Source organism: Actinoplanes sp. NPDC049316 (genome assembly GCF_040677315.1).
In the GTDB taxonomy this organism is placed as follows: Bacteria; Actinomycetota; Actinomycetes; order Mycobacteriales; family Micromonosporaceae; genus Actinoplanes.
In genome coordinates this window covers 21,629-40,734 of record NZ_JBFAQM010000021.1, presented here as the reverse complement: position 1 = coordinate 40,734, position 19,106 = coordinate 21,629, and the positions used below count along the sequence as shown (strand labels likewise).

Annotated in this window: 22 protein-coding genes, 1 pseudogene and 1 riboswitch; of the genes and pseudogenes, 16 read left to right on the top strand and 7 right to left on the bottom strand. The window is 72.9% G+C overall.

What is annotated here, in order from left to right; genetic code table 11:
- Positions 1-55: 55 nt before the first annotated feature.
- The 7 genes and pseudogenes from AB0K03_RS27485 to AB0K03_RS27455 all read left to right on the top strand — a co-directional run.
- Positions 56-418: pseudogene (locus AB0K03_RS27485) on the top strand (PhoH family protein); the annotation flags it as partial.
- A gap of 419 nt (positions 419-837) precedes the next feature.
- Positions 838-1,308: an rRNA maturation RNase YbeY gene (gene ybeY, locus AB0K03_RS27480; RefSeq protein ID WP_364690147.1), complete on the top strand. Its 471-nt coding sequence runs from the start codon at positions 838-840 to the stop codon at positions 1,306-1,308.
- A 239-nt stretch (positions 1,309-1,547) separates the two neighbouring features.
- Positions 1,548-2,915 carry a hemolysin family protein gene (locus tag AB0K03_RS27475; protein WP_364690345.1) on the top strand — a complete coding sequence of 456 codons (1,368 nt, stop codon included), beginning with the start codon at positions 1,548-1,550 and terminating at the stop codon, positions 2,913-2,915.
- The gene (locus AB0K03_RS27470; RefSeq protein ID WP_364690144.1) at positions 2,908-3,267 is read left to right on the top strand and encodes a cytidine deaminase; all 360 of its coding nucleotides are present in this window, start codon (positions 2,908-2,910) and stop codon (positions 3,265-3,267) included. The genes AB0K03_RS27475 and AB0K03_RS27470 overlap by 8 nt, the downstream gene beginning before the upstream one ends.
- A 320-nt stretch (positions 3,268-3,587) precedes the next feature.
- Positions 3,588-4,478, top strand: a complete 891-nt coding sequence (gene era / locus AB0K03_RS27465) for a GTPase Era (protein ID WP_364690342.1) — start codon at positions 3,588-3,590, stop codon at positions 4,476-4,478.
- A 93-nt stretch (positions 4,479-4,571) separates the two neighbouring features.
- The gene (locus AB0K03_RS27460; protein ID WP_364690141.1) at positions 4,572-5,642 is read left to right on the top strand and encodes an acyltransferase; all 1,071 of its coding nucleotides are present in this window, start codon (positions 4,572-4,574) and stop codon (positions 5,640-5,642) included.
- The gene (locus tag AB0K03_RS27455) at positions 5,639-6,088 is read left to right on the top strand and encodes a hypothetical protein (RefSeq protein WP_364690138.1); all 450 of its coding nucleotides are present in this window, start codon (positions 5,639-5,641) and stop codon (positions 6,086-6,088) included. The genes AB0K03_RS27460 and AB0K03_RS27455 overlap by 4 nt, the downstream gene beginning before the upstream one ends.
- 75 nt (positions 6,089-6,163) lie before the next feature.
- On the opposite strand, the gene AB0K03_RS27450 is transcribed toward AB0K03_RS27455, so the two are convergent.
- Positions 6,164-6,955: a DUF4097 family beta strand repeat-containing protein gene (locus tag AB0K03_RS27450; protein WP_364690135.1), complete on the bottom strand. Its 792-nt coding sequence runs from the start codon at positions 6,953-6,955 to the stop codon at positions 6,164-6,166.
- A gap of 119 nt (positions 6,956-7,074) precedes the next feature.
- Between AB0K03_RS27450 and recO the strand changes: the two genes are divergently transcribed.
- From recO to AB0K03_RS27435, 3 genes are all read left to right on the top strand, one after another.
- Positions 7,075-7,851, top strand: coding sequence for a DNA repair protein RecO (gene recO / locus AB0K03_RS27445; RefSeq protein WP_364690132.1), 777 nt, complete (start codon positions 7,075-7,077; stop codon positions 7,849-7,851).
- Between the two features lie 89 nt (positions 7,852-7,940).
- Complete coding sequence (locus tag AB0K03_RS27440) at positions 7,941-8,720, top strand: isoprenyl transferase (protein ID WP_364690131.1); 780 nt, start codon at positions 7,941-7,943, stop codon at positions 8,718-8,720.
- Positions 8,717-9,304 carry a histidine phosphatase family protein gene (locus AB0K03_RS27435; protein WP_364690128.1) on the top strand — a complete coding sequence of 196 codons (588 nt, stop codon included), beginning with the start codon at positions 8,717-8,719 and terminating at the stop codon, positions 9,302-9,304. Before AB0K03_RS27440 ends, AB0K03_RS27435 begins: the two co-directional genes overlap by 4 nt.
- Here AB0K03_RS27435 and AB0K03_RS27430 read toward each other — a convergent pair.
- Positions 9,294-9,968 carry a haloacid dehalogenase-like hydrolase gene (locus tag AB0K03_RS27430; RefSeq protein ID WP_364690125.1) on the bottom strand — a complete coding sequence of 225 codons (675 nt, stop codon included), beginning with the start codon at positions 9,966-9,968 and terminating at the stop codon, positions 9,294-9,296. The genes AB0K03_RS27435 and AB0K03_RS27430 overlap by 11 nt on opposite strands.
- Positions 9,965-10,261 (bottom strand): MTH1187 family thiamine-binding protein, encoded by a 297-nt coding sequence (locus AB0K03_RS27425; protein ID WP_364690123.1) that lies wholly within the window; start codon positions 10,259-10,261, stop codon positions 9,965-9,967. The genes AB0K03_RS27430 and AB0K03_RS27425 overlap by 4 nt, the downstream gene beginning before the upstream one ends.
- 332 nt (positions 10,262-10,593) lie before the next feature.
- On the opposite strand from AB0K03_RS27425, the gene AB0K03_RS27420 reads away from it, so the two are divergent.
- The 4 genes from AB0K03_RS27420 (at position 10,594) to AB0K03_RS27405 (ending at position 13,833) form a co-directional block, all read left to right on the top strand.
- The gene (locus tag AB0K03_RS27420; RefSeq protein WP_364690121.1) at positions 10,594-11,061 is read left to right on the top strand and encodes a hypothetical protein; all 468 of its coding nucleotides are present in this window, start codon (positions 10,594-10,596) and stop codon (positions 11,059-11,061) included.
- Positions 11,062-11,168: 107 nt separating this feature from the next.
- On the top strand, positions 11,169-12,881 hold the full coding sequence (locus tag AB0K03_RS27415) for a histidinol-phosphatase (protein WP_364690118.1): 1,713 nt from the start codon (positions 11,169-11,171) through the stop codon (positions 12,879-12,881).
- On the top strand, positions 12,878-13,363 hold the full coding sequence (locus AB0K03_RS27410; RefSeq protein WP_364690115.1) for a hypothetical protein: 486 nt from the start codon (positions 12,878-12,880) through the stop codon (positions 13,361-13,363). Before AB0K03_RS27415 ends, AB0K03_RS27410 begins: the two co-directional genes overlap by 4 nt.
- Before the next feature lie 14 nt (positions 13,364-13,377).
- Complete coding sequence (locus tag AB0K03_RS27405; RefSeq protein ID WP_364690112.1) at positions 13,378-13,833, top strand: SRPBCC family protein; 456 nt, start codon at positions 13,378-13,380, stop codon at positions 13,831-13,833.
- A 107-nt stretch (positions 13,834-13,940) separates the two neighbouring features.
- Here the strand turns inward: AB0K03_RS27405 and AB0K03_RS27400 are convergent, their stop codons facing one another.
- From AB0K03_RS27400 to AB0K03_RS27390, 3 genes are read right to left on the bottom strand one after another with little or no spacing between them, the layout of a single operon-like run.
- Entirely contained in the window at positions 13,941-14,744 is an 804-nt protein-coding gene (locus tag AB0K03_RS27400; protein ID WP_364690109.1) for an energy-coupling factor transporter transmembrane component T, read from the bottom strand.
- Positions 14,741-16,168 (bottom strand): ABC transporter ATP-binding protein, encoded by a 1,428-nt coding sequence (locus AB0K03_RS27395; protein ID WP_364690106.1) that lies wholly within the window; start codon positions 16,166-16,168, stop codon positions 14,741-14,743. The genes AB0K03_RS27400 and AB0K03_RS27395 overlap by 4 nt, the downstream gene beginning before the upstream one ends.
- A 2-nt stretch (positions 16,169-16,170) precedes the next feature.
- Positions 16,171-16,764 (bottom strand): ECF transporter S component, encoded by a 594-nt coding sequence (locus AB0K03_RS27390; RefSeq protein ID WP_364690103.1) that lies wholly within the window; start codon positions 16,762-16,764, stop codon positions 16,171-16,173.
- A gap of 65 nt (positions 16,765-16,829) precedes the next feature.
- Positions 16,830-16,936, bottom strand: a riboswitch (TPP riboswitch).
- A 139-nt stretch (positions 16,937-17,075) separates the two neighbouring features.
- Here AB0K03_RS27390 and AB0K03_RS27385 point away from each other — a divergent pair.
- Together AB0K03_RS27385 and AB0K03_RS27380 are read left to right on the top strand one after the other, a co-directional pair.
- The gene (locus AB0K03_RS27385; RefSeq protein ID WP_364690100.1) at positions 17,076-17,891 is read left to right on the top strand and encodes an alpha/beta hydrolase; all 816 of its coding nucleotides are present in this window, start codon (positions 17,076-17,078) and stop codon (positions 17,889-17,891) included.
- Between the two features lie 75 nt (positions 17,892-17,966).
- Positions 17,967-18,503, top strand: a complete 537-nt coding sequence (locus AB0K03_RS27380) for a DUF6328 family protein (RefSeq protein ID WP_364690097.1) — start codon at positions 17,967-17,969, stop codon at positions 18,501-18,503.
- On the opposite strand, the gene AB0K03_RS27375 is transcribed toward AB0K03_RS27380, so the two are convergent.
- Entirely contained in the window at positions 18,481-19,086 is a 606-nt protein-coding gene (locus tag AB0K03_RS27375; protein ID WP_364690339.1) for a hypothetical protein, read from the bottom strand. The two genes, AB0K03_RS27380 and AB0K03_RS27375, sit on opposite strands and share 23 nt — an antisense overlap.
- Positions 19,087-19,106 lie beyond the last annotated feature (20 nt).

Genomic DNA, 19,106 nt, shown 5'->3' with positions numbered 1-19,106 from the left:
GGTGGGCGCGGCCGACTCGCTGTACGTGACGGACGACCTGATCGTCACGCACAACACCCTCAACGACGCGTTCATCATCCTGGACGAGGCGCAGAACACGACGCCCGAGCAGATGAAGATGTTCCTGACCCGGCTCGGGTTCGGCGCCAAGATCGTGGTGACCGGCGACGTGACTCAGGTCGACCTGCCCGGCGGCACCACGAGCGGCCTGCGGGTGGTGCGGGAGATCCTGCAGGGCGTCGAGGACGTGCACTTCGCCGAGCTGTCCAGCTCCGACGTGGTGCGCCACCGGCTCGTCGCGGAGATCGTCGACGCGTATGCGCGCTACGACGCCGAACAGGAGCAGGGACAGGTGCAGCAGCAGTCCGTCCGAGCTGTGCAGGGTCGCGCCGCCGGCAACGGCCGTCGGCGGCGCTGACCGCGACGAGACGAACGGCCCGGGGCGGCCACGCCGGCCGCGTGACTGCCCGGGCCGGGCGACCGCGCTGACGGGGCAGCCGCTCCCCGGCGGGCCGGCCGCCGCCTCGGACGGGAGCCCCTCTTGCGGGGTGACCGCCGCGTCGGACGGGGCGCTGCCCCGGGCGCGGTGGCCGCTCCAGGCGGGGTGGCCGCGCCGGCGGGTGGCCACCGGCCGCTCGCGACGACATGGCCGCGCCGGCCCTGCCGGCGGGGTGGATGTGCCGGATGAGGGTGGCCGCGCTGACGGGCGGGGACCCGGAGCGGGATACTGGGACGACCGGCCGGCGCCGTCAGGCGCGGCGGCAGGAGCAACGGCGACCGTCATGACCGGCGGGCGCTGACCGAGCACCACACCGAGACCAGGGGTAGCGCACCACAATGTCCATCGAGATCGCCAACGAGTCGGGAGTCGAGGTCGACACCGACGCGATTCTCGCGGTGGCCCGGCACGCGCTCGAGGAGATGGGGGTCAACCCTCTCGCCGAGCTGTCCATTCTGCTGGTCGACATCGACTACATGACCGAGCTCAACCATCGCTGGATGGGCAGTGACGGCCCGACGGACGTCCTCGCCTTCCCGATGGACGAGGGCAGCGTCGACCACGGCCCCGGCGAGGCGGGGACCGGGGAGCCGGCCCTGCTGGGCGACATCGTGCTCGCCCCCGAGGTGGCTGCCAAGCAGGCCGTCACCGCCGGGCACTCGGCCGCGGACGAGCTGCATCTGCTCACCGTGCACGGGGTGCTGCACCTGCTCGGGTACGACCATGCCGAGCCGGACGAGGAGCGGGAGATGTTCGCGTTGCAGGCGCGGCTGCTGCAGAGCTGGCGCTCCGGGCGGCGGACCGGCTGATCGCCATGGACCCGTCACTTCTGGCCGCAACGGCCGCAATGGCCGCGAAGGCCGCGACGGTCACGAAGGCCGCGGCGGTCGCGACGGCCGCGACGGTCGCGACCGCCGTCGGCAACCCCGGCGCCGCGTCGGCCGTCGGCAACGCCGGGGCCGCGTCGGCCGTAGGTGACCCCGGGGCAGCATCGGCCGTAGGCGACCCCGGGGCCGTGACCGGCCTGGCGGACCTCTCGCCGGCCGCGATGTCCTCGCTGGCCGCGACCGCCGCCGGCGCGGCCGATCTGCCGGACATTCAGCTGATCGTGTACGCGGTGATCCTGGTGTTCCTGGCCGGTCTGGCCTCCATGACCGACGCCGCGCTGGCGACGGTGTCCCCGGCGCGGGCCGCGGAGATGGAGCGGGAGGGACAGCGGGGCGCCGCCGCGCTGGCTGCGGTCGCCGGTGACGTCGTCCGGCATCTCAACCTGTTGCTGTTGCTGCGGCTGCTCTGCGAGCTGACCGCGACCACGCTGGTGGCGCTGGTCGCCGTGGACAGCTGGGGTGCGGGCTGGCGGGCGGCCCTGGTGACCGCTGCCGCGATGACGCTGGTCAGCTTCGTCGTGGTGGGGGTCGGGCCGCGGACGGTGGGGCGGCAGCACGCGTACGCGGTCGGCAAGGCCACCGCGCCGCTGGTGCGGTGGATCGGGCGGGTGCTGAACCCGCTGGCCTCGCTGCTGATCCTCATCGGCAACGCCGTCACGCCCGGGAAGGGGTTCCCGGAGGGGCCGTTCGGCAGCCAGGTCGAGCTGCGCGAGCTGGTGGACCTGGCGGAGCAGCGCGGCGTGGTGGAGCACGGCGAGCGGGAGATGATCCACTCGGTGTTCGCGCTGGGTGACACCATCGCGCGCGAGGTCATGGTGCCGCGTACCGAGATGGTGTGGATCGAGGGGCCGAAGACGCTGCAGCAGGCGTTGTTCCTGTTCCTGCGGTCGGGTTTCTCCCGGATCCCGGTGATCGGGGAGAGCGTCGACGACGTGCTCGGCGTGCTCTACCTGAAGGATGTGGTGCGGCGGACGCAGAGCGGCGACCCGGCGGCCTCGGCCGAGCCGGTCGCGGAGCTGATGCGCCCGGCCACGTTCGTGCCGGAGTCGAAGCCCGTCGACGACTTGTTGTCGGAGATGCAGGCGGCCCGCACTCACCTGGTCATCGTGGTGGACGAGTACGGCGGCACCGCCGGTCTGGTCACGATCGAGGACATCCTCGAGGAGATCGTCGGCGAGATCACCGACGAGTACGACGTGGAACGCCCGCCGGTCGAGCACCTGGAGGACGGGGCCGTCCGCGTCACCGCCCGCCTGCCGATCGAGGATCTGGGCGACATCTTCGGCGTGGAGCTGCCCGCCGACGAGGTCGAGACGGTCGGTGGCCTGCTCGCGCAGACGCTGGGCCGGGTGCCGATCCCCGGCGCCACCGTGGACGTCGGCGGTCTGCACCTGATCGCCGAGGGCACCACCGGCCGCCGCAACCGCATCGACTCGGTGCTGGTGCGCCGGGTCGAACCCCCGTCGGAGGAGTCCGGCGACGACGAGAACGCACCCGAGACCGAGGAAAGACAGCACGCCGATGCCTGATCAGAACAGCACCGCCGCCGAGCTCAGCGCCGAGGACGCGAAGCTGGTCACCCTGGCCCGCGGGGCCCGCGCCCGGGTGGGCGCGGCCGAAGGAGCGTCGGTACGCGACCAGGACGGCCGCACCTACGCGGCGGCGACGGTCGCGCTGCCCAGCCTGCAGCTGACGGCCCTGCAGCTCGCGGTGGCCTCGGCGGTGGCGGCGGGCGCGACGAAGCTGGAGGCGGCGGCGGTCGCCACGCAGGCGGAGACGCTGGACGAGGCGGGGCGCGCGGCGGTGCGGGACCTGGCGGCGGACGCGCCGATCCACGTGGTGGCCCCGGACGGCACCCTTGCGGGCACGGTGACGCGGTGACGGACGCCGGTGGGGCCGGTGAGCGCGGCGCGAAGCGCGAGCGGAGCGAGCGCGGTGAGCCGGGAGGCGAGCGGCGGTTGACGCCGGGGGAGCGGAACGCGCAGCGACGGCAGGAGCGGCAGGCAGCGAAGCGCCAGCAGGAGAGCGGCGCGAAGCAGAGCGGCGCGAAGCAGAGCGGCCCCACCCCGGAAAGAAAACCACGTCATCGTCGCGGCGGGGCCGGGAAGGACGCCGTGAGCCCGGGGCCACGGACTTCTGGCGGTGCGGGTGGCGCCCGTACCGAGAGAAAGGTGCACAAGCACAAGGCCGCCGGCCGGGCGATCGGCCCGGATGACGCCTACCGTGCCGGGTTCGCCTGTTTTGTCGGCAGGCCGAATGCCGGCAAGTCGACGCTGACCAACGCGATCATCGGGCAGAAGATCGCGATCACCTCGAACAAGCCGCAGACCACCCGGCATGTGATCCGCGGGGTCCTGCACCGCGACAATGCGCAGCTCGTGCTCGTCGACACGCCGGGGCTGCACCGGCCGCGCACGCTGCTCGGCGAGCGGCTCAACGACCTCGTGCGGGAGACGTGGAGCGAGGTCGACGTGATCGGCGTGTGCTTCCCCGCGGACGAGCCGGTGGGGGCGGGGGACCGGTTCATCTCCGCCGAGATCGCCGCTTTGAAGGCGACCGTGATCGCCGTGGTCACCAAGGTGGACCTGGTGGATCCGGCGACGCTGGCGGAGCGGCTGCTGGCCGTCGGCAAGCTCTACGACTTCGCCGACATCGTGCCGGTCAGCGCCGTCTCCGGGCACCAGGTGGACACGCTGGTCGACGTGATCACGAAGCATCTCCCGGAGTCGCCGCCGCTGTATCCGGACGACGTGTTGACCGAGGAGCCGGAGCAGGTGCTCATCGGGGAGCTGATCCGCGAGGCCGCGCTCGAGGGGGTACGCGACGAGCTGCCGCACTCGATCGCCGTGCTGGTCGAGGAGATGTTCGCCGAGGGTGGACTGACGAAGATCTATGCCAACGTGTACGTGGAGCGCGACAGCCAGAAGTCGATCGTGATCGGCACCCGGGGCGCGCGGCTGAAGGACGTGGGCATCCGGGCGCGCGCGGAGGTGGAGGCGCTGCTGGGCCGGAAGGTGTACCTCGACCTGCACGTTCGGGTCGCGAAGGAGTGGCAGCGGGACCCGAAGCAGCTGCGCCGGCTCGGATTCTGAAGGTAGTTCGATTTATCCATATTTGTGGGCATAGTCACGTAGGCCCGGTTTCACGTTGCCGCGCGGCGCCTTGTTTCGATAGGCGTTGGGGCCATGCGAAACCGGTACCTCGACCTGCTGCGCGCCGTCGCGACCGTTCGAGTGGTCGTGTACCACGCCACCGGCTGGGCCGCGCTGACCGTCGTGTTCCCGGCGATGTCGGTGATGTTCGCGCTGGCCGGGTCGCTGATGGCGGCGTCGCTCGACCGGTCCGGGCCACTCGCGGTGGAGCGCCGGCTGCGCCGCCTGCTGCCGTCGCTGTGGGTGGTCGCCGTGATCGCCGTGCCGGCCATGCTGCTCACCGGTCTCGCGTGGGACTGGAAGGTCCTCTACTGGGCGTTCCCGCTGCAGGACCCGCCGGCGAACGGCTGGGGTGCGATGGCGCTGAGCGCCACGTGGTACCTGCGCGACTTCCTCTGGTTCGTCCTGCTGTCGCCGATCCTGCTGCCCCTCTTCCGGCGTCTGCCGGCCCTCGTGGTCGCGGTGCCCTACGCAGCGCTGACGATCATCACGCTGAGCGGGCTGACCGTGCATCCGATCGTGCGCGACATGGCGCTCTACGGCGGCGCGTGGCTGCTGGGCTTCGCGCACCACGACGGCCTGCTGCGCCGGCTGAGCCGGCGGGCCCTCATCGCCGCTGCCGGGTCGCTCGCCGCGGCCGGCGCGGCCTGGATCGTCACCCACCCCGGACCCCGGGGGTACGACCTCAACGACATCCCGCTCGGCAACGCGCTGTGGTCTGCGGCGTTCATCCTGGTCGTCCTGGGGTACGCCCCCGTCGCGACCGCGGCGCGCCCGGGCCGGCTCCTGATAGTCCTCAACGCCCGCGCCCTGACGATCTACCTGTGGCACGTGCCGGTGATCGTCGCCGTGACGAAGCTGGGCGAGGCGCACGGGCTGCCCACGCGCGGCTGGGTCGGCATCAGCTGGCGGCTCACCGTGGTCGTCGCCCTGGTGGGCCTCGCGGTGCTGCTCGTCGGCTGGGTCGAGGACGTCGCCGCCGACCGCCGGCCGCGGCTGCTCCCGGGCCGGCGGCCGCGCAGCGCCCCGGTGTCACCGGCCGTACCGCGGATGGCCGTCGCAGCGAGTAACGTCCGATCGGTGGCCGAAACGTCGCGCACATGACCACCGCGCCCGCGCGGGTGCGGCGGACGTACTACGTCCTGGGCTTCGGCAACACCTTCGCGGCGTCGCTGATCTGGGGTGTCAACACGATCTTCCTGCTGGACGCCGGGCTGACGAACCTCGAGGCGTTCGCCGCGAACGCGTTCTTCACCGCCGGGATGGTGCTGTACGAGGGCGGCCTCGACACCGTCTTCGCGCGCGGGCAGGTGGTCTCCCGGGCCGGCATGCTGCTGGGCGCGGGCGGCGGTGGGTACGCGCTGGTGGCGGCGGCGATGCCGGTGCGGCAGGCGTACCTCAACGGCATGATCCCGTCCCGGCAGCGGGCCACCATCCTGTCCTTCGACTCGCTGATGTCCTCCGCGGGCGGCGTCGTGGCGCAGCCCGCGCTGGCCGCGCCGCCGACGCCTGGGGCTATCCGATGTCGTACGTGGCCTCCGCCGCGCTGAGCGCCTGCGCCGTGCCGCTCGTGTGGCTCTCCCGCCGCGAGAGGCCGGCGGCGGACACCGGGGTGGAGCCGGCCGCTACGCCGACGTGACCGAGATGTTCCCGCTGGTGGCCCGCAGGTCCAGCACGTTCGCCGCGGTGGGGCTCGACGTCACGTCGGACTCGAAGTCGCCGGAGCCGGTCCGGTGCAGGATGCGGTAGGCGCCGCCCGGCACGGCCACGTCGATGTTCCCGCTGGTCGCGCGGGCGGTCACCGACGCCGGCTGGGCCAGCCGCAGGTCGACGTTGCCGGAGCTGGCCTCGGCCTTGATCGCGCCGCCGCCGGTCAGGTCCGTCGCCTCGATGTCGCCGGACGAGACGTCGAAGGTCGCGGGGCCGGTCAGCGCGCTGGCGGTGATGCTGCCCGAGGTGGCCTTCGCGGTGGCCTGGCCGGTGACGCCCTGCAGGGTGATGTCGCCGGAGGTCACCGAGACGTCGGTCGACGCCACGCCGGTCAGGTTCAGGCTGCCGGAGTGCACGCCGCCGCGGACGGCGACGCCGGTGGGTGCCTCGATCTCGTACGAGACCCGGCATTCGCGGCCGCAGCTCGTGTCGATGGTCAGCGTGGTCCCGGTGAGCTTGTACGAGACGTCGGGGTCGGCGCCGTTGCTGCGGACGATCCGCCGGATGCGCGTCTCGTCGATGGCTGCCGCGGTCACCGCCACGTCGCCGCTGTTGCCGCTCACCACGATCTCGGTGACCTTCACCTTCTCGGTGTCGTCGTAGGTCAGCCGGGCGCCGATCCCGCCCCCGCAGCCGGTGAGGGCGGTCGCCGCCGCGGCGGTGACGACGGTGAGGGCTCCGGCGCGCAGGACCAGTCTCGTGCTCATGCCCCAGACGCTATGAGCCCGGGTACGCCGTACGCCATCGGTCCTCCCACCCACCCGTCCCCGAGATGACCCTGAGATCCGGGTCAGGGTCTGTCGTACCCAGGGGGCAGAATGTCGGGGTGCCCGCCGGATACCGACGCCAGCTCTACCGCGACGACGCGGTGGTGCTGCGCGTGCAGAAACTCGGCGAGAGCGACCGGATCATCACGCTGCTGACCCGCCGCCACGGCCGCCTGCGGGCCGTCGCGCGGGGGGTGCGACGCACCACCTCGCGCTTCGGGGCCCGGCTGGAGCCGTTCGGCCACATCGACCTGCAGCTGGCCGGCTCCCCCGAGGGGGTCGGCAGCAGCCTGCACTCGATCAGCCAGGTCGAGGGTCTCGCGCTGTACGGCAAACGCTTCCTCGAGGACTACCCCCGCTACACGGCCGCCAGCGCCATCGCCGAGACCGCCGAGCGCCTCACGCCGGTCGAGCGGGAGCCGTCGCTGCGGCTCTTCCAGCTGACCCTGGGGGCGCTCAAGGCGCTGGCCGCCGGCGAGCACGCGACGAGCCTGGTCCTGGATGCGTACCTGTTGCGGGGGATGGCCTTCGCCGGCTGGGCCCCGGCCCTGGCCGAGTGCGCGGTCTGCGGCACCCCGGGCGGTCACGGCGCGTTCTCCGTGCCGGCCGGCGGCTCGGTCTGCCCCGACTGCCGCCCGCCCGGCGCCGCGCATCCGGCCCCGGCGACGCTCGCCCTGATGCTCGCGCTGACCCACGGCGACTGGACCGTCGCCGACGCCGCCGAGCCGCCCGTACGCCGTGAGTGCAGTGGCCTCGTCGCCGCCCACCTGCAGTGGCACATGGAGCGCAACCTGCGCGCCCTTCCGCTAGTCGACCGACGGGAGCCCTCCCAGTGAACCTTTTTCAACCTGGCATCAAGCCCGACGGTGCCGAGCCGTCGGCCGGTGGCGGGCAGGGTCGGCCCCGCCACGTTGAAAAAAGTTCAGTGACGCGTCCGCCCACTCCGCACATCTCCGGCGCCCGCCCGCCCGACCTGCCCAAGGGGGCGATCCCGCGGCACGTGGCGCTGGTGATGGACGGCAACGGCCGCTGGGCCAAGGAACGCGGGCTGTCCCGCACCAAGGGGCACGAGCAGGGCGAGTTCTCGCTGTTCGACACCATCGAGGGCGCGATCGAGCTCGGGATCCCGTATCTGTCGGCGTACGCCTTCTCCACCGAGAACTGGAAACGGTCCCCGGAGGAGGTGCGCTTCCTCATGGGCTTCAACCGTGACGTCATCCGCCGCCGCCGCGACCAGCTCGTCGACCTCGGTGTCCGGGTGGTCTGGTCGGGCCGCGCCGGCCGGTTGTGGAAGAGCGTCATCTCCGAGCTGCAGACCGCCGAGGAGATGTCGCGCGGCAACTCGACGCTGACCCTGCAGTTCTGCGTGAACTACGGCGGCCAGGCGGAGATCGCCGACGCGGCGGCCGCCATCGCCCGGGACGTGGCCGCGGGCAAGCTGCGCGCGGACCGGGTCACCGAGAAGACCATCCAGAAGTACCTCTACCACCCCGAGGTGCCGGAGGTTGACCTGTTTCTGCGCCCGTCGGGGGAGCAGCGGACGTCCAACTTCCTGCTCTGGCAGTCGGCGTACGCGGAGCTGGTCTTCCTCGACACCCTCTGGCCCGACTTCGACCGCCGCCACCTCTGGTACGCGTGCGAGCTCTACGCCCAGCGCGACCGCCGGTTCGGCGGCGCGATCCCCAATCCGATCGCCCCGGCGTGACGGTCCGTCACCTCTACCTGGCCCGGCACGGCGACGCTGCGGAGGGCGGTGGGCTGACCGCGGCGGGACAGCAGCAGGCTGAGTGCCTCGCGCGGCGGCTGGCGGACGTGCCGCTCACCTCGATCACGCACAGCCCGGAGCGCCGGGCGGTGGAGACGGCGGCGCTGCTGTCCGGGCCCGCCGCCGTCGAGTCGGAGGCGGTCGGCGACTACGTGCCGTACGTGCCCGATCCGGTGCCGTCGGCCTTCGCGGCGCTGATCGCGGACTGGACCGCTGAGGAGCTGGCGTCGGGGCCGCGGCTCGCCGCGCAGGCGCTGGACCGGTTCGCCGGTCCGGCCCCGGACGGCGCGGAGCGCCACGACCTCGTCATCACCCACGCCTACCCGGCGGCCTGGTTCGTCCGCGACGCGCTGCAGGCGCCGCCGGAACGCTGGCTCGGCCTCAACCACGCCAACTGTGCCCTCACGGTGATCCGCTACAGCGACGACCGGCCACCCGGCCTGCTGGTGTTCAACGACATGTCGCACCTGCCGGCGGAGTTGCGCTGGACGGGCTTCCCGCCGCACCTGCGGCTCAGCCGGTGATGATGGCGACCGCCGCGTCCACGTGGGAGAGGTCGGGCAGCACCGCGTGCGCCCCGGCCAGCGCCAGCTCCGCCATGCTCGTCGCGCCGGTGGCCACGCCGATCGCCAGGGCGGCGTTGGCGAGCGCCGCCGAGACGTCGTTGGTGGTGTCGCCGATGACCACCGGGCGGAAGCTCTCGCCGTACTTGGCTTCGGCGCGTGCCCGGCAGCGGCGCACGAGCGTGGCGCGCACGCTGTCGTCGGTGCCGTAGCCGCCGATCTCCGCGTCGAAGACCGCGGTGAGGTCGAAGGCCGCGACCTTCGCGGCCGCGACCTGCGGCACGTTGCCGGTGACCAGCGTCTGCACGACGTCGCCGCGGGTGCTCAGCTCGTCGAGCACCGCCCGCACACCCGGCATGAGCTCGCCCTCCTGCGCGAACAGGTGCCGCGATCCGTGCACCCGCTCCACGTAGCGGGCGAAGAACCGTTCCGGCGTGCACCCGGTGACCCCGTGCGTGGCGAAGACCTCCGCGCAGATGTCCAGGTCGGTACGCCCCCCGAAGCTCGGCGTGGCCCGCCACGGCAGGCCGGTCACCTCGGTGAACGCCTCCCGCCACGCCTGCGCCGCGACACCGCCACCCCGTAGCAGGGTGTAGTCGATGTCCCACATGACGAGGCGTCTCACTGCCCGGCCAGTCTCCGCTCGACGTGCTCCACCTTGGCGTTGAGCGCGTCGGTCACGCCGGGGCGCACGTCCGCCTTGAGGGTCACGCTGACCCGGGGCGCCTGCGCGGCGACGACGTCGACGGCCTGCTTGACCACGGCCATCACCTCGTCCCACTCGCCTTCGATCGTGGTGAACATGGCGTCGGTTCGGTTCGGCAGCCCGGAGGCGCGGACCACCCGTACGGCCTCGGCGACCAGGTCGCCGACGGACTCGGAGGCGCCGAGGGGCGTGACGGAGAAGGCAACCAGCATGGGGCCATCGTGGCAGACCCGGCCGCCGGCGAGGCGTCGACCGTCATCGAATTGGGAGGGATTTTCGGGCAGAGATACTTTCGCGCGGTTTTGCGGCGCGGGCCGGGGAGTAAGAAGTGCGGGACACGCCCGCCGCACCGAGGGAGAGACCCGTGCCGATCCACCGAGGCCATCTCGCCGCCGTGACCGCCGCCGGATGCGCATTGACGCTGACGGCCTGCAGCACGGCGTCCTCTCCCGCGGGGCCGGCGAGCTCCCCACCGGCGAGCTCCCAGTCGGCTGGCTTGCCACCGCCGAGCTCCCCACCGGCAAGCCTGCCGCAGACCTCGGCCGTGCCCGGGAAGAACGGCACAGGCAGGATCCTCGAGGGCGAGCGGCAGGTCGTCATCACGCCCGTGGACTCGTTCGAGTCGGTGGTCGCCGTCGACGGCAAGGGCCGGCTGAGCCTCACCGACGGCCCCTCTGACAAGACCCTGTTCGTGCTGGTGCCGGTGGGGGAGGGCAAGCATTTCATCAGGACCGCGAAGGCCGGCGAGAGCGGCGAGCCGGCCTGCATGGGCCTGCGTGAGGGTGGCGGCGCCGCGAAGGTGGTGGCCGCGGCGTGTGACGCGAGCCGGTCGGGGCAGCGGTTCACGTTCGAGGCCGGGAAGCCGCGCGACGGCCGGCCCACGTACGCGATCGGCGCCCAGGGTGGCCTGCACCTGCGGGCCGACCGTTCCGGGCTGGTGGCCGTCCGCGGCGCGGGCAGCAGCTTCACGCTCGCCGACAACGGCGCCGCTCCGGCCGGCCCGGGCGACTAGCTCTGCCTCGACGTGTTCGTCCGGTGGTCATCCGGGTGACACCCGGCGTTGAGTGCGGGACGCGAGATTGACGCCGTCACCGCGTCGATCACGCAGGAGCTCCGGACATGGGTCACGGCCACCACCACGATCACGATCACTCGCACGCCGCCGCCGCCGGCGATGTCTCACCCGCCCTGGACCCGCACGTACCCGACAGCGAGCTGTCGCCCGCCGACGTCTCCCGCCGGGGCTTCCTGCGCGGCGCCGGGCTGCTCGGCGCCGGCGCGGCCGCGTCCGTGCTGGCCTCGCCGTCGGCCGCCGCGGCCGCCGGGCTGCCGCACGCGCACGGGCCGGCCGGGGGCGGTGCCGCGCAGGGCGGCTTCCGCTGGTTCGCCGGGGACCACCACATCCACACCCAGTACAGCTCGGACGCCCAGTACCGGGTGATCGACCAGGCCAAGCACGGCCGCGCGTACGGCCTGGACTGGCTGGTCATCACCGACCACGGCAGCAACGCGCACGCCAAGATCGGCGTGGAGAAGGTGAACCCGGACATCCGGGCGACCCGCGAGGAGCTACGGGACCTGCTCACGTTCCAGGGTCTGGAGTGGAACATCCCGGCCGCCGAGCACGCGACCGTCTTCGTGCACCCCGGCCGCAACGAGGTCGACGTGCTCAAGCGCTTCGAGCAGGCGTACGACGGCTCGCAACTGCCGGGCACCAACACCGAGGCGCAGAACGAGGCGACCGCGATCGCCGGCATCAAGTTCCTCGGCGAGCAGGTACGCCAGCGCAAGATCGAGGGCGCGCTGTTCCTCGCCAACCACCCGTCGCGCCGCGGCATCGACTCGCCGCACGAGATCCGCAACTGGCGTGACGCCGACCCGACCGTGGCGATCGGCATGGAGGGCGCGCCCGGCCACCAGGCGGCGGGCATCAAGGCGCCCAACGGCCGCGGCGGGGCTCGCGGGCTCTACGACAACAACCCGTCCGCCGCGTCGTTCCCCGGCTACCCGCTCGAGACGTACCGCACCTGGGGCGGCTTCGACTGGATGACCGCCACGGTCGGCGGCCTCTGGGACAGCCTGCTCGCCGAAGGGCGCGCCTGGTGGATCACGGTGAACTCGGACAGCCACGTGGTCCACCTCGACCAGTCCCAGCGCGGTCCGGGCAGCGACTTCGAGGCCAACGGCAAGTACGACGACCCCGTCTACAACCCGGCGGTCAACACCGCTGCGGGCGACTTCTGGCCCGGCTTCTACGGGCGTACGAACGTGGGCTCGACGTCGTTCTCGTACAAGGCGGTGATGGACGGCCTGCGCGCCGGGCGGGTCTGGGTCGACCACGGCCGGCTCGTCAAGAGCCTCGACGCCCGGGTCCGGGTCGCGGGTGACCGCCGGCCCGCCACGGGTACGCCGCTCGGCGGCGTCCTGCAGGTGCGCCGCGGCACGGCCACCGACCTGACCCTCGAGATCGACCTGCAGGACGTGCCGAACTGGGCGCAGTTCATCCCGGTCCTCAAGCGCGTCGACGTGATCGTCGGCTCGGTGACCGGCCCGGTCGCGGACAAGGACTCGTTCACGGCCCCGGACACCCGGGTCGCCAAGTCGTTCGAGGTGTCGCCCGGCGCGAAGAAGCTGACGGTCACGTACCCGCTGGGCCGCCTCGACAAGCCGTTCTACCTGCGCCTGCGGGGCACGGACGGCAACCGTACGCAGCCCGGCCTGCTGGGCGCCGCGGTCGACCCGTACGGCCCGCAGCTGGACGTCGCCGGCGACGCCGACCCGTGGGGCGACCTCTGGTTCTACACCAACCCGATCTGGGTCCTGCCCCGGTGACCTCGCTGTCGCCGACCGGCTTCGACGGCCTGCCGGTCGTCGAGGCCGGCGGCCACCCGGACACGGCCGCCGCCGAACACTGGCTGGCGTCGCTCGACCCGCAGCCGGTGCTCGCCTGCACCCACCTGGTCCGCGAACCTCGCCCGCAGGTGACGTGCACGCTGATTTTCGCCGGCGAGCCCCCCGCGGACCTGCCGCGCGCCGAGGGGTCTCGTGACGGCGGCCGCGCGGTCGTCTTCCCCGGGGTGCAGCGGCTGACCGGCGAGCTGACGGTCGCCGACGTCCTGGCCGTCAGCGCGATCGACCGCGTCGAGATCCTCGGCGGCGGATCGGCGGATTCGTCGGCGGTGGTCCGGACGAACGACTTCGTGCGTCCGCAGTGGCGCGACGGCGCGCTGGTGCTGGTGACGATGCCGGCGGTGGGCGGCGTGCTCGTCCCGTTCGAGACCCGCAACCCCACCCCCTGCTGCGCCGCGCACTGAGGCACGATGACCGCATGACCGATCATGAGGAGCACCGCGTCGTCAGCGCCGGCCGGGAGGTCGCGGCCGCGGCGGCGGGCATTTTCGAGCTCATCGCGGATCCCGCGCAGCAGCCGCGGTGGGACGGCAACGACAACCTGGCCGAGGCGCCGGCCGGCCAGCGCGTCCACGCCGTCGGCGACGTCTTCGTCATGACCACGACGAACGGCAACGTCCGCGAGAACCACGTCGTCGAGTTCGAGGAGGGCCGGCGCATCGCGTGGAAGCCCGCCGAGCCGGGCAAGCCGGTGGTGGGGCACCTGTGGCGGTGGGAGCTCGAGGAGCTCGGGCCGGAGTTGACCCGGGTCACGCACACGTACGACTGGACCCACCTGACCGACGAGAAGCGCCTGCCCCGAGCCCGCGCAACGACGGCCGACAAGCTGCGGGCCTCCGTCGACCGCCTCGCCGCCCTCGCCGAGCGCCCCTGACGGCCGGTCGGGCTGTCAATCGATGGTGCCGGGCTCGGCCACCCAATACATCCGTCGCAGCTCCCCCACATACGGAACTCAAGAAGGTATACAAACAGTCGGGGTGGTCAGCCGAGGATCGGGTTGAAGAAGCCGGTCAGGACGCTCGTTGTCAGGGCCGCTGCCCCCAGCACCCCGGCACCCACCACCAGCGCGACGTCCGCACCCGTGAAGTGCTGTCTGCGGGCGTACGTGCGCGGCGTCGTGGAGTCGAAGCCGCGGGCGTCCATCGCCGTCGCGAGGCGGCCGCCGCGGCGAAGGGCGCCCACGAGCAGCGCGAACGCCGTCGACGTGAAGAGGCGCAGCTTCGCCAGCGGGTTGCGGCCCGCGTCGATGCCGCGGGCGCGGCGGGCCAGCGACAGCATCTGCCATTCCTCGGTGAGCAAGGGGATCAGGCGGAAGGCGGCCAGGGCGCCGATGGCGAAGCGGGCCGGGGCCTTGGCGTTCTGGACGAGGGCGTCGGCGAGGTCGGTGGGGTCGGTGGTGGCGAAGACGATGATGCCCGGCAGGGCCACCGCGAAGACGCGCAGGACGAGGCCGAGCGCGCCCGCGACCACGCCGGTGGTGATGTCGAAGGGGCCGACGGCGACCAAGTGGGCTCCCGTACGGTCCGCGGCGAACAGCACCATCGTCACGAGGATGCCCGCGGCGGCGAGGGTGAGCGGCCACGCGCGGCGGGCCAGGACGCCGTAGCGGACGCCGAAGAACGGCAGGACACCCAGCTCGACGGCCAGGGCGAGGGCCGGGGTGAGCGGGTCGAGGGTGGCGATCAGGGGCGCCGAGAACAGCAGCGCCGCGCCGAGCTTCGCGACCGGGTTGCGCCGGGCCAGCGGCGCCGCCGGGTCCGCGATCGGCTCCAGGACCAGTGTCACGGCCGCAACCGGGGCAGCGGCGGTGGTGCGGGGACGCCGAGGGGGTGGACCCGGTCGGCGAGCGAGGTCACGAACGCCTCGTCGTGGGTGACGGCGACGATGCCGTGGCCCTCGTCGCGCAGGGCGGCGAGCAGGGCCACCAGCTCGATCCACGTACGCCGGTCCTGCCCGAAGGTCGGTTCGTCGAGCACCAGCAGCCGGGGCGCCGTGGCCAGAGCCGTCGCCACGCTGAGCCGCCGCGCCTCCCCGCCGGAGAGCGTGTGCGGATTGGCCCCGGCCAGCGCCGTCAGCCGCAGCCGGGCGAGCAGGTCGTCCACGGTGGCCGACACCTGGGCGGGGGAACGGCCGAGGCGGCGTGGCCCGAGCGCCAGCTCGTCGGCGACGCGGCTGGTGACGAACTGGTGTTCCGGGCTCTGGAACACCGAGCCGATGCGGCTGGTGAGGTGCGCGGCTCGCCACTTGTGCGGCGGTCTCGCCTCGCCGAAGGCCTCGATGCGGCCGGCCGTGGGGGCCAGGAGGCCGCCGAGCAGCAGGGCCAGGGTGGACTTGCCGGCGCCGTTGGGGCCGGTCACCGCCAGGACCTCGCCGCCCCGGGCCGTCATGCTGACCTCGGTCAGCCGGTGCCGGAAGGCCGCGGCGTGTGCCCGTACCAGATCATCGCCCGGCGCCGCGACGGCCGGGTGCCGGGGCAGCGGATAGCCCGGCACCCAGACCCCCTGCTCGGCCAGCGACGGGCCGTGACCGGCGAAGACGACCTCGGGCGCGCCGTCGGCGGCGACGCCGCCGCCCGGCGCGAGCACCACGACCCGGTCGATCAGCGGGAGCGCCTCGGCGACGCGGTGCTCGACGACGATCAGCGTGCTGTCCCGGTCGTGGGCCCGCGCGATCGCCTCGCGGATCAGCTCCCCGCCGGCCGGGTCGAGGTTGGCGGTGGGCTCGTCGAGCAGCACCAGGCCGGGCCGCAGGGCCAGCACGCCGGCGAGCGCGAGGCGTTGCTGCTCGCCGCCGGAGAGCGCGGAGGTGCCGCGGGTGATCGGGTACGGGAACCCGACCCGGTCCAGCGCGTCGCTGACCCGCGGCCAGATCTCGCCCGCGGGCACGCCCCTGTTCTCCAGGCCGAACGCCACGTCGTCGCCGCTGCGGGCCATGACGAGCTGGGTCTGCGGGTCCTGGAAGAGCAGGCCGACGCCGTCGCGGGCCTTGCGCGGATCCAGCCCGTCGATCTCCACGGTGCCCTCGGCCTCGCCGGAGTCCTCGGGCAGCAGCCCGGCGAGCGCGGCGAGCAGGGTGCTCTTGCCGGCCCCGGAAGGTCCCAGCAGCAGCACCCGCTCGCCGTGCCGGATGCGCAGGTCGACGCCGCGGACCGCCCAGGACCGGCGCCCCGCGTGGCGCCAGCCGAAGTCCCGCAGCAAGACCTCCGCCATGGTCAGACCAGTGCCCGGTCCCGGCCCGCGGCGAACCTGTCGAGCACGCCCGTCGGCGCCAGCGCGCGGGTCAGCGCCCAGCTGCCGGCACCCGCCACGACCGTGCTGCTGACGATCGTGAGCAGGGCGTACGGGATCCGGTAGTCCCAGAGCGCGTAGCTGCCGTTCCACACGAAGAAGTCGAACAGCGCGGCGCTCAGCCCGGTGAGCGCCCCGGCGAGCAGCGCGGCCGGCAGCTTCCACGACCGGTAGAGCAGCATCGCGAAGGCGAGCTCGGCGCCGAGGCCCTGCACGAGGCCCTGCGGAATGACGACCGCGCCCCACTGCGCGCCCAGCAGCGCGGAGATGATCGCCGCGACCGTCTCGGTGTAGAGCGAGGCGCCGGGCTTGCGGATGATCAGGCCGGCGAGCACGGCCGGGATCAGCCAGACGCCGTAGAGCAGCGTCTGCGCCGGCGGGAAGAACGCGAACGCGCCGCCGGTCGCTCCCCAGAGCAGGTTCCAGGCCCAGAAGATGACGCCGAACGCCACGGCGATGATCGAGGCGATCACGATGTCGATCGTGCGCCAGCGGTACGGGTTGGTGTAGCCCTTCATGTATGCCTCCCAGCGGTACCGGGAGGAGACGCACGCCACGGCCGGGCTGAACCCGGACGCGGCGCGGCTGGAGAAGACCGAGCTCCCTGCGCTGGCATTACCCAGATCAGGTTCGAGGGTCTGCGGGCGGTGACCCGCACTCTCAGCGCTGTGCGCTCCCCTGTCGGATGAATCCTTTTCGCGACCTACCTTGACCCCCGCATGGCGGGGGCTATGTGCTGTGTCTCCACCGTCGCGAAGAGGATTCACTGCGGTGTGTTTCGATGACGCTAACACCGTACGGCCGTACGGGACAGCGTAGGAGGCGTCACATGGAGATCAAGGCCAGAGGGCTCACCTTCGACGTGTACGAGGGCGGCCCGGCCGACGGCGCCCCGGTGCTCCTGCTGCACGGCTTCCCGCAGGACCACCGCGAGTTCGACCTGATCCTGCCCCGGCTGCACGCGGCGGGGCTGCGCACGTACGCCCTGGATCAGCGCGGCTACTCGGCGGGCGCCCGGCCGGACGCGGTCGCCGACTACCGGCTGACCGAGCCCACGGCCGACGCGGTGGCGGTGCTCGACGCGCTCGGCGTGGAACGGGCGCACGTGATCGGCCACGACTGGGGCGCCCAGGTGGGCTGGCTGCTCGCCGCGCACCACCCGGACCGGGTCCGTACGCTCACCGCGGTCTCCGTGCCGCACCCGCGCGGGCTTGCCGTCTCGCTGCGCAACCAGCCGTCGCAGCGGCTGCGGTTCGCGTACATGAAGGTGTTCCAGTCGCGGTTCGCCGAGCGGCTGCTGCTCGCGCGCGGCGGCGAGGTGCTCAAGCGGATGATGCGCCCGATCGGGGCCCGCGCCGACCGGTACGCGGCCGCCATGGCCGAACCGGGCCGGCTCACCGGGGCGCTCAACTGGTACCGGGCGCTGTCCGGGCGGCAGCTCGCCGGCGTCGGCAAGATCACCGTGCCCACCACGTACGTCTGGAGCGACGGCGACCCGGTCGTCGGCCGGTCCGCGGCGCTGGCCACCAGCACGTGGGTCGAGGGGGACTATCGCCTGGTCGTGCTGCGCGGCGTCGGGCACTGGGTGCCGGAGGAGGCGCCGAACGCGCTGGCCGACGTGGCCCTGGCACGGATCGGCGTTTGACGTTACGGCCGGCCGGGAATCCGTGGCGCCACATGACGGTGAGGAGACGACCAGATGGCCGCCGAGAAGCGCCGGATGAAGAATGAGACCGAGAAGCAGCGCTGGGACCGCAATTTCGCCGATCTGCTGCAGGAGCTGCGGGTCGCTCAGACCGGCGTGCAGATCCTGTTCGCCTTCCTGCTGACGCTGCCGTTCAGCAGCGGCTTCCCCAAGGCGACGGAGTTCCAGCGGGACACGTACATCGTCGCGCTGGTCTCGACCGCCTTCGCGACCGCGCTGATCATCTCGCCGGTGGCGTTCCACCGGGCGCTGTTCCGGCAGGGCCGTAAGCCCGAACTGGTCCGGCACGCGCACCGGATGGCGACCGGTGGTCTCGCCTTCATGCTCATCGCCATGGTCAGCAGCGTCCTGCTCATCACCGACTACCTGCTCGAGACCTGGGTCGCCGTGCTGTTCACGGTCGTGACCGCGGTGTTCTTCCTGACGTTCTGGGTGGCCATCCCGATCGCCCGGCATCACTGGCTGGACGAGGACGTCGACGAGGAGAACGAGGACTTCGCGGAGGACGCCGCGGAGCCGAACGCGGAACCTACCGTTTCGTCGCGGGCCTGAGCCCGAGGTCGCGCAGCTCCAGCGCGGCCAGGGCCTCGACCGCCGCGGCGTCGCCGTTGCGCCAGGACTGGGCGATGTCGGGGCCGAGCGCGGCGAGCTCGTTCAGCGGCCGGCCGGCCAGCGCCCGCAACGCCAGCAGGTCACGGCCGGCCGGCTGGTCGCGTACCACGGCGGCCACGCCGGCCCGGCGCATCCAGCGCAGCCGCCGCGGCAGCCACAGGAACAGCACGAGCGACAGGGGCACGGCGACGGTCAGAAGCGCCATCGCGACCGCCATGTTGTCCACGACCTCCTGCTGCTGCCGGCCCGCCTCGGCGAGCTGCGACGCCGCCCCGGCCGCGCTGGTGAACGGGGCCGTCAGCTCGTCGCCCACCAGCGGCACGCGGCCGACCTTGCCACCGATGTCGCCGAGGTTGCCGGCGATCCCGGTGCCGGCCTCCTGCAGCTTCTGCCCGGGCACGCCGAGCTTCTCGACCATGTCGTTCACCCAGAACCCGGCTCGGATCCACGCGTAGACCCACAGGACCACGGCCAGGTCGGTCAGCAATTGGCGTACGGCGGTGGGCAGCCGGTCGGCGTACATCTTCACGCGCGCCAGCCTCC

Coding starts and splice junctions, on each gene's coding strand:
- AB0K03_RS27395 (WP_364690106.1), bottom strand. CDS start 16,168: ATGGCGGAGGTCTTGCTGCGGGACTTCGGCTGGCGCCACGCGGGGCGC.
- AB0K03_RS27450 (WP_364690135.1), bottom strand. CDS start 6,955: ATGAGCACGAGACTGGTCCTGCGCGCCGGAGCCCTCACCGTCGTCACC.
- ybeY (WP_364690147.1), top strand. CDS start 838: ATGTCCATCGAGATCGCCAACGAGTCGGGAGTCGAGGTCGACACCGAC.
- AB0K03_RS27425 (WP_364690123.1), bottom strand. CDS start 10,261: ATGCTGGTTGCCTTCTCCGTCACGCCCCTCGGCGCCTCCGAGTCCGTC.
- AB0K03_RS27475 (WP_364690345.1), top strand. CDS start 1,548: ATGTCCTCGCTGGCCGCGACCGCCGCCGGCGCGGCCGATCTGCCGGAC.
- AB0K03_RS27470 (WP_364690144.1), top strand. CDS start 2,908: ATGCCTGATCAGAACAGCACCGCCGCCGAGCTCAGCGCCGAGGACGCG.
- AB0K03_RS27385 (WP_364690100.1), top strand. CDS start 17,076: ATGGAGATCAAGGCCAGAGGGCTCACCTTCGACGTGTACGAGGGCGGC.
- AB0K03_RS27375 (WP_364690339.1), bottom strand. CDS start 19,086: ATGTACGCCGACCGGCTGCCCACCGCCGTACGCCAATTGCTGACCGAC.
- AB0K03_RS27380 (WP_364690097.1), top strand. CDS start 17,967: ATGAAGAATGAGACCGAGAAGCAGCGCTGGGACCGCAATTTCGCCGAT.
- AB0K03_RS27415 (WP_364690118.1), top strand. CDS start 11,169: ATGGGTCACGGCCACCACCACGATCACGATCACTCGCACGCCGCCGCC.
- AB0K03_RS27460 (WP_364690141.1), top strand. CDS start 4,572: ATGCGAAACCGGTACCTCGACCTGCTGCGCGCCGTCGCGACCGTTCGA.
- AB0K03_RS27455 (WP_364690138.1), top strand. CDS start 5,639: ATGACCACCGCGCCCGCGCGGGTGCGGCGGACGTACTACGTCCTGGGC.
- AB0K03_RS27405 (WP_364690112.1), top strand. CDS start 13,378: ATGACCGATCATGAGGAGCACCGCGTCGTCAGCGCCGGCCGGGAGGTC.
- AB0K03_RS27390 (WP_364690103.1), bottom strand. CDS start 16,764: ATGAAGGGCTACACCAACCCGTACCGCTGGCGCACGATCGACATCGTG.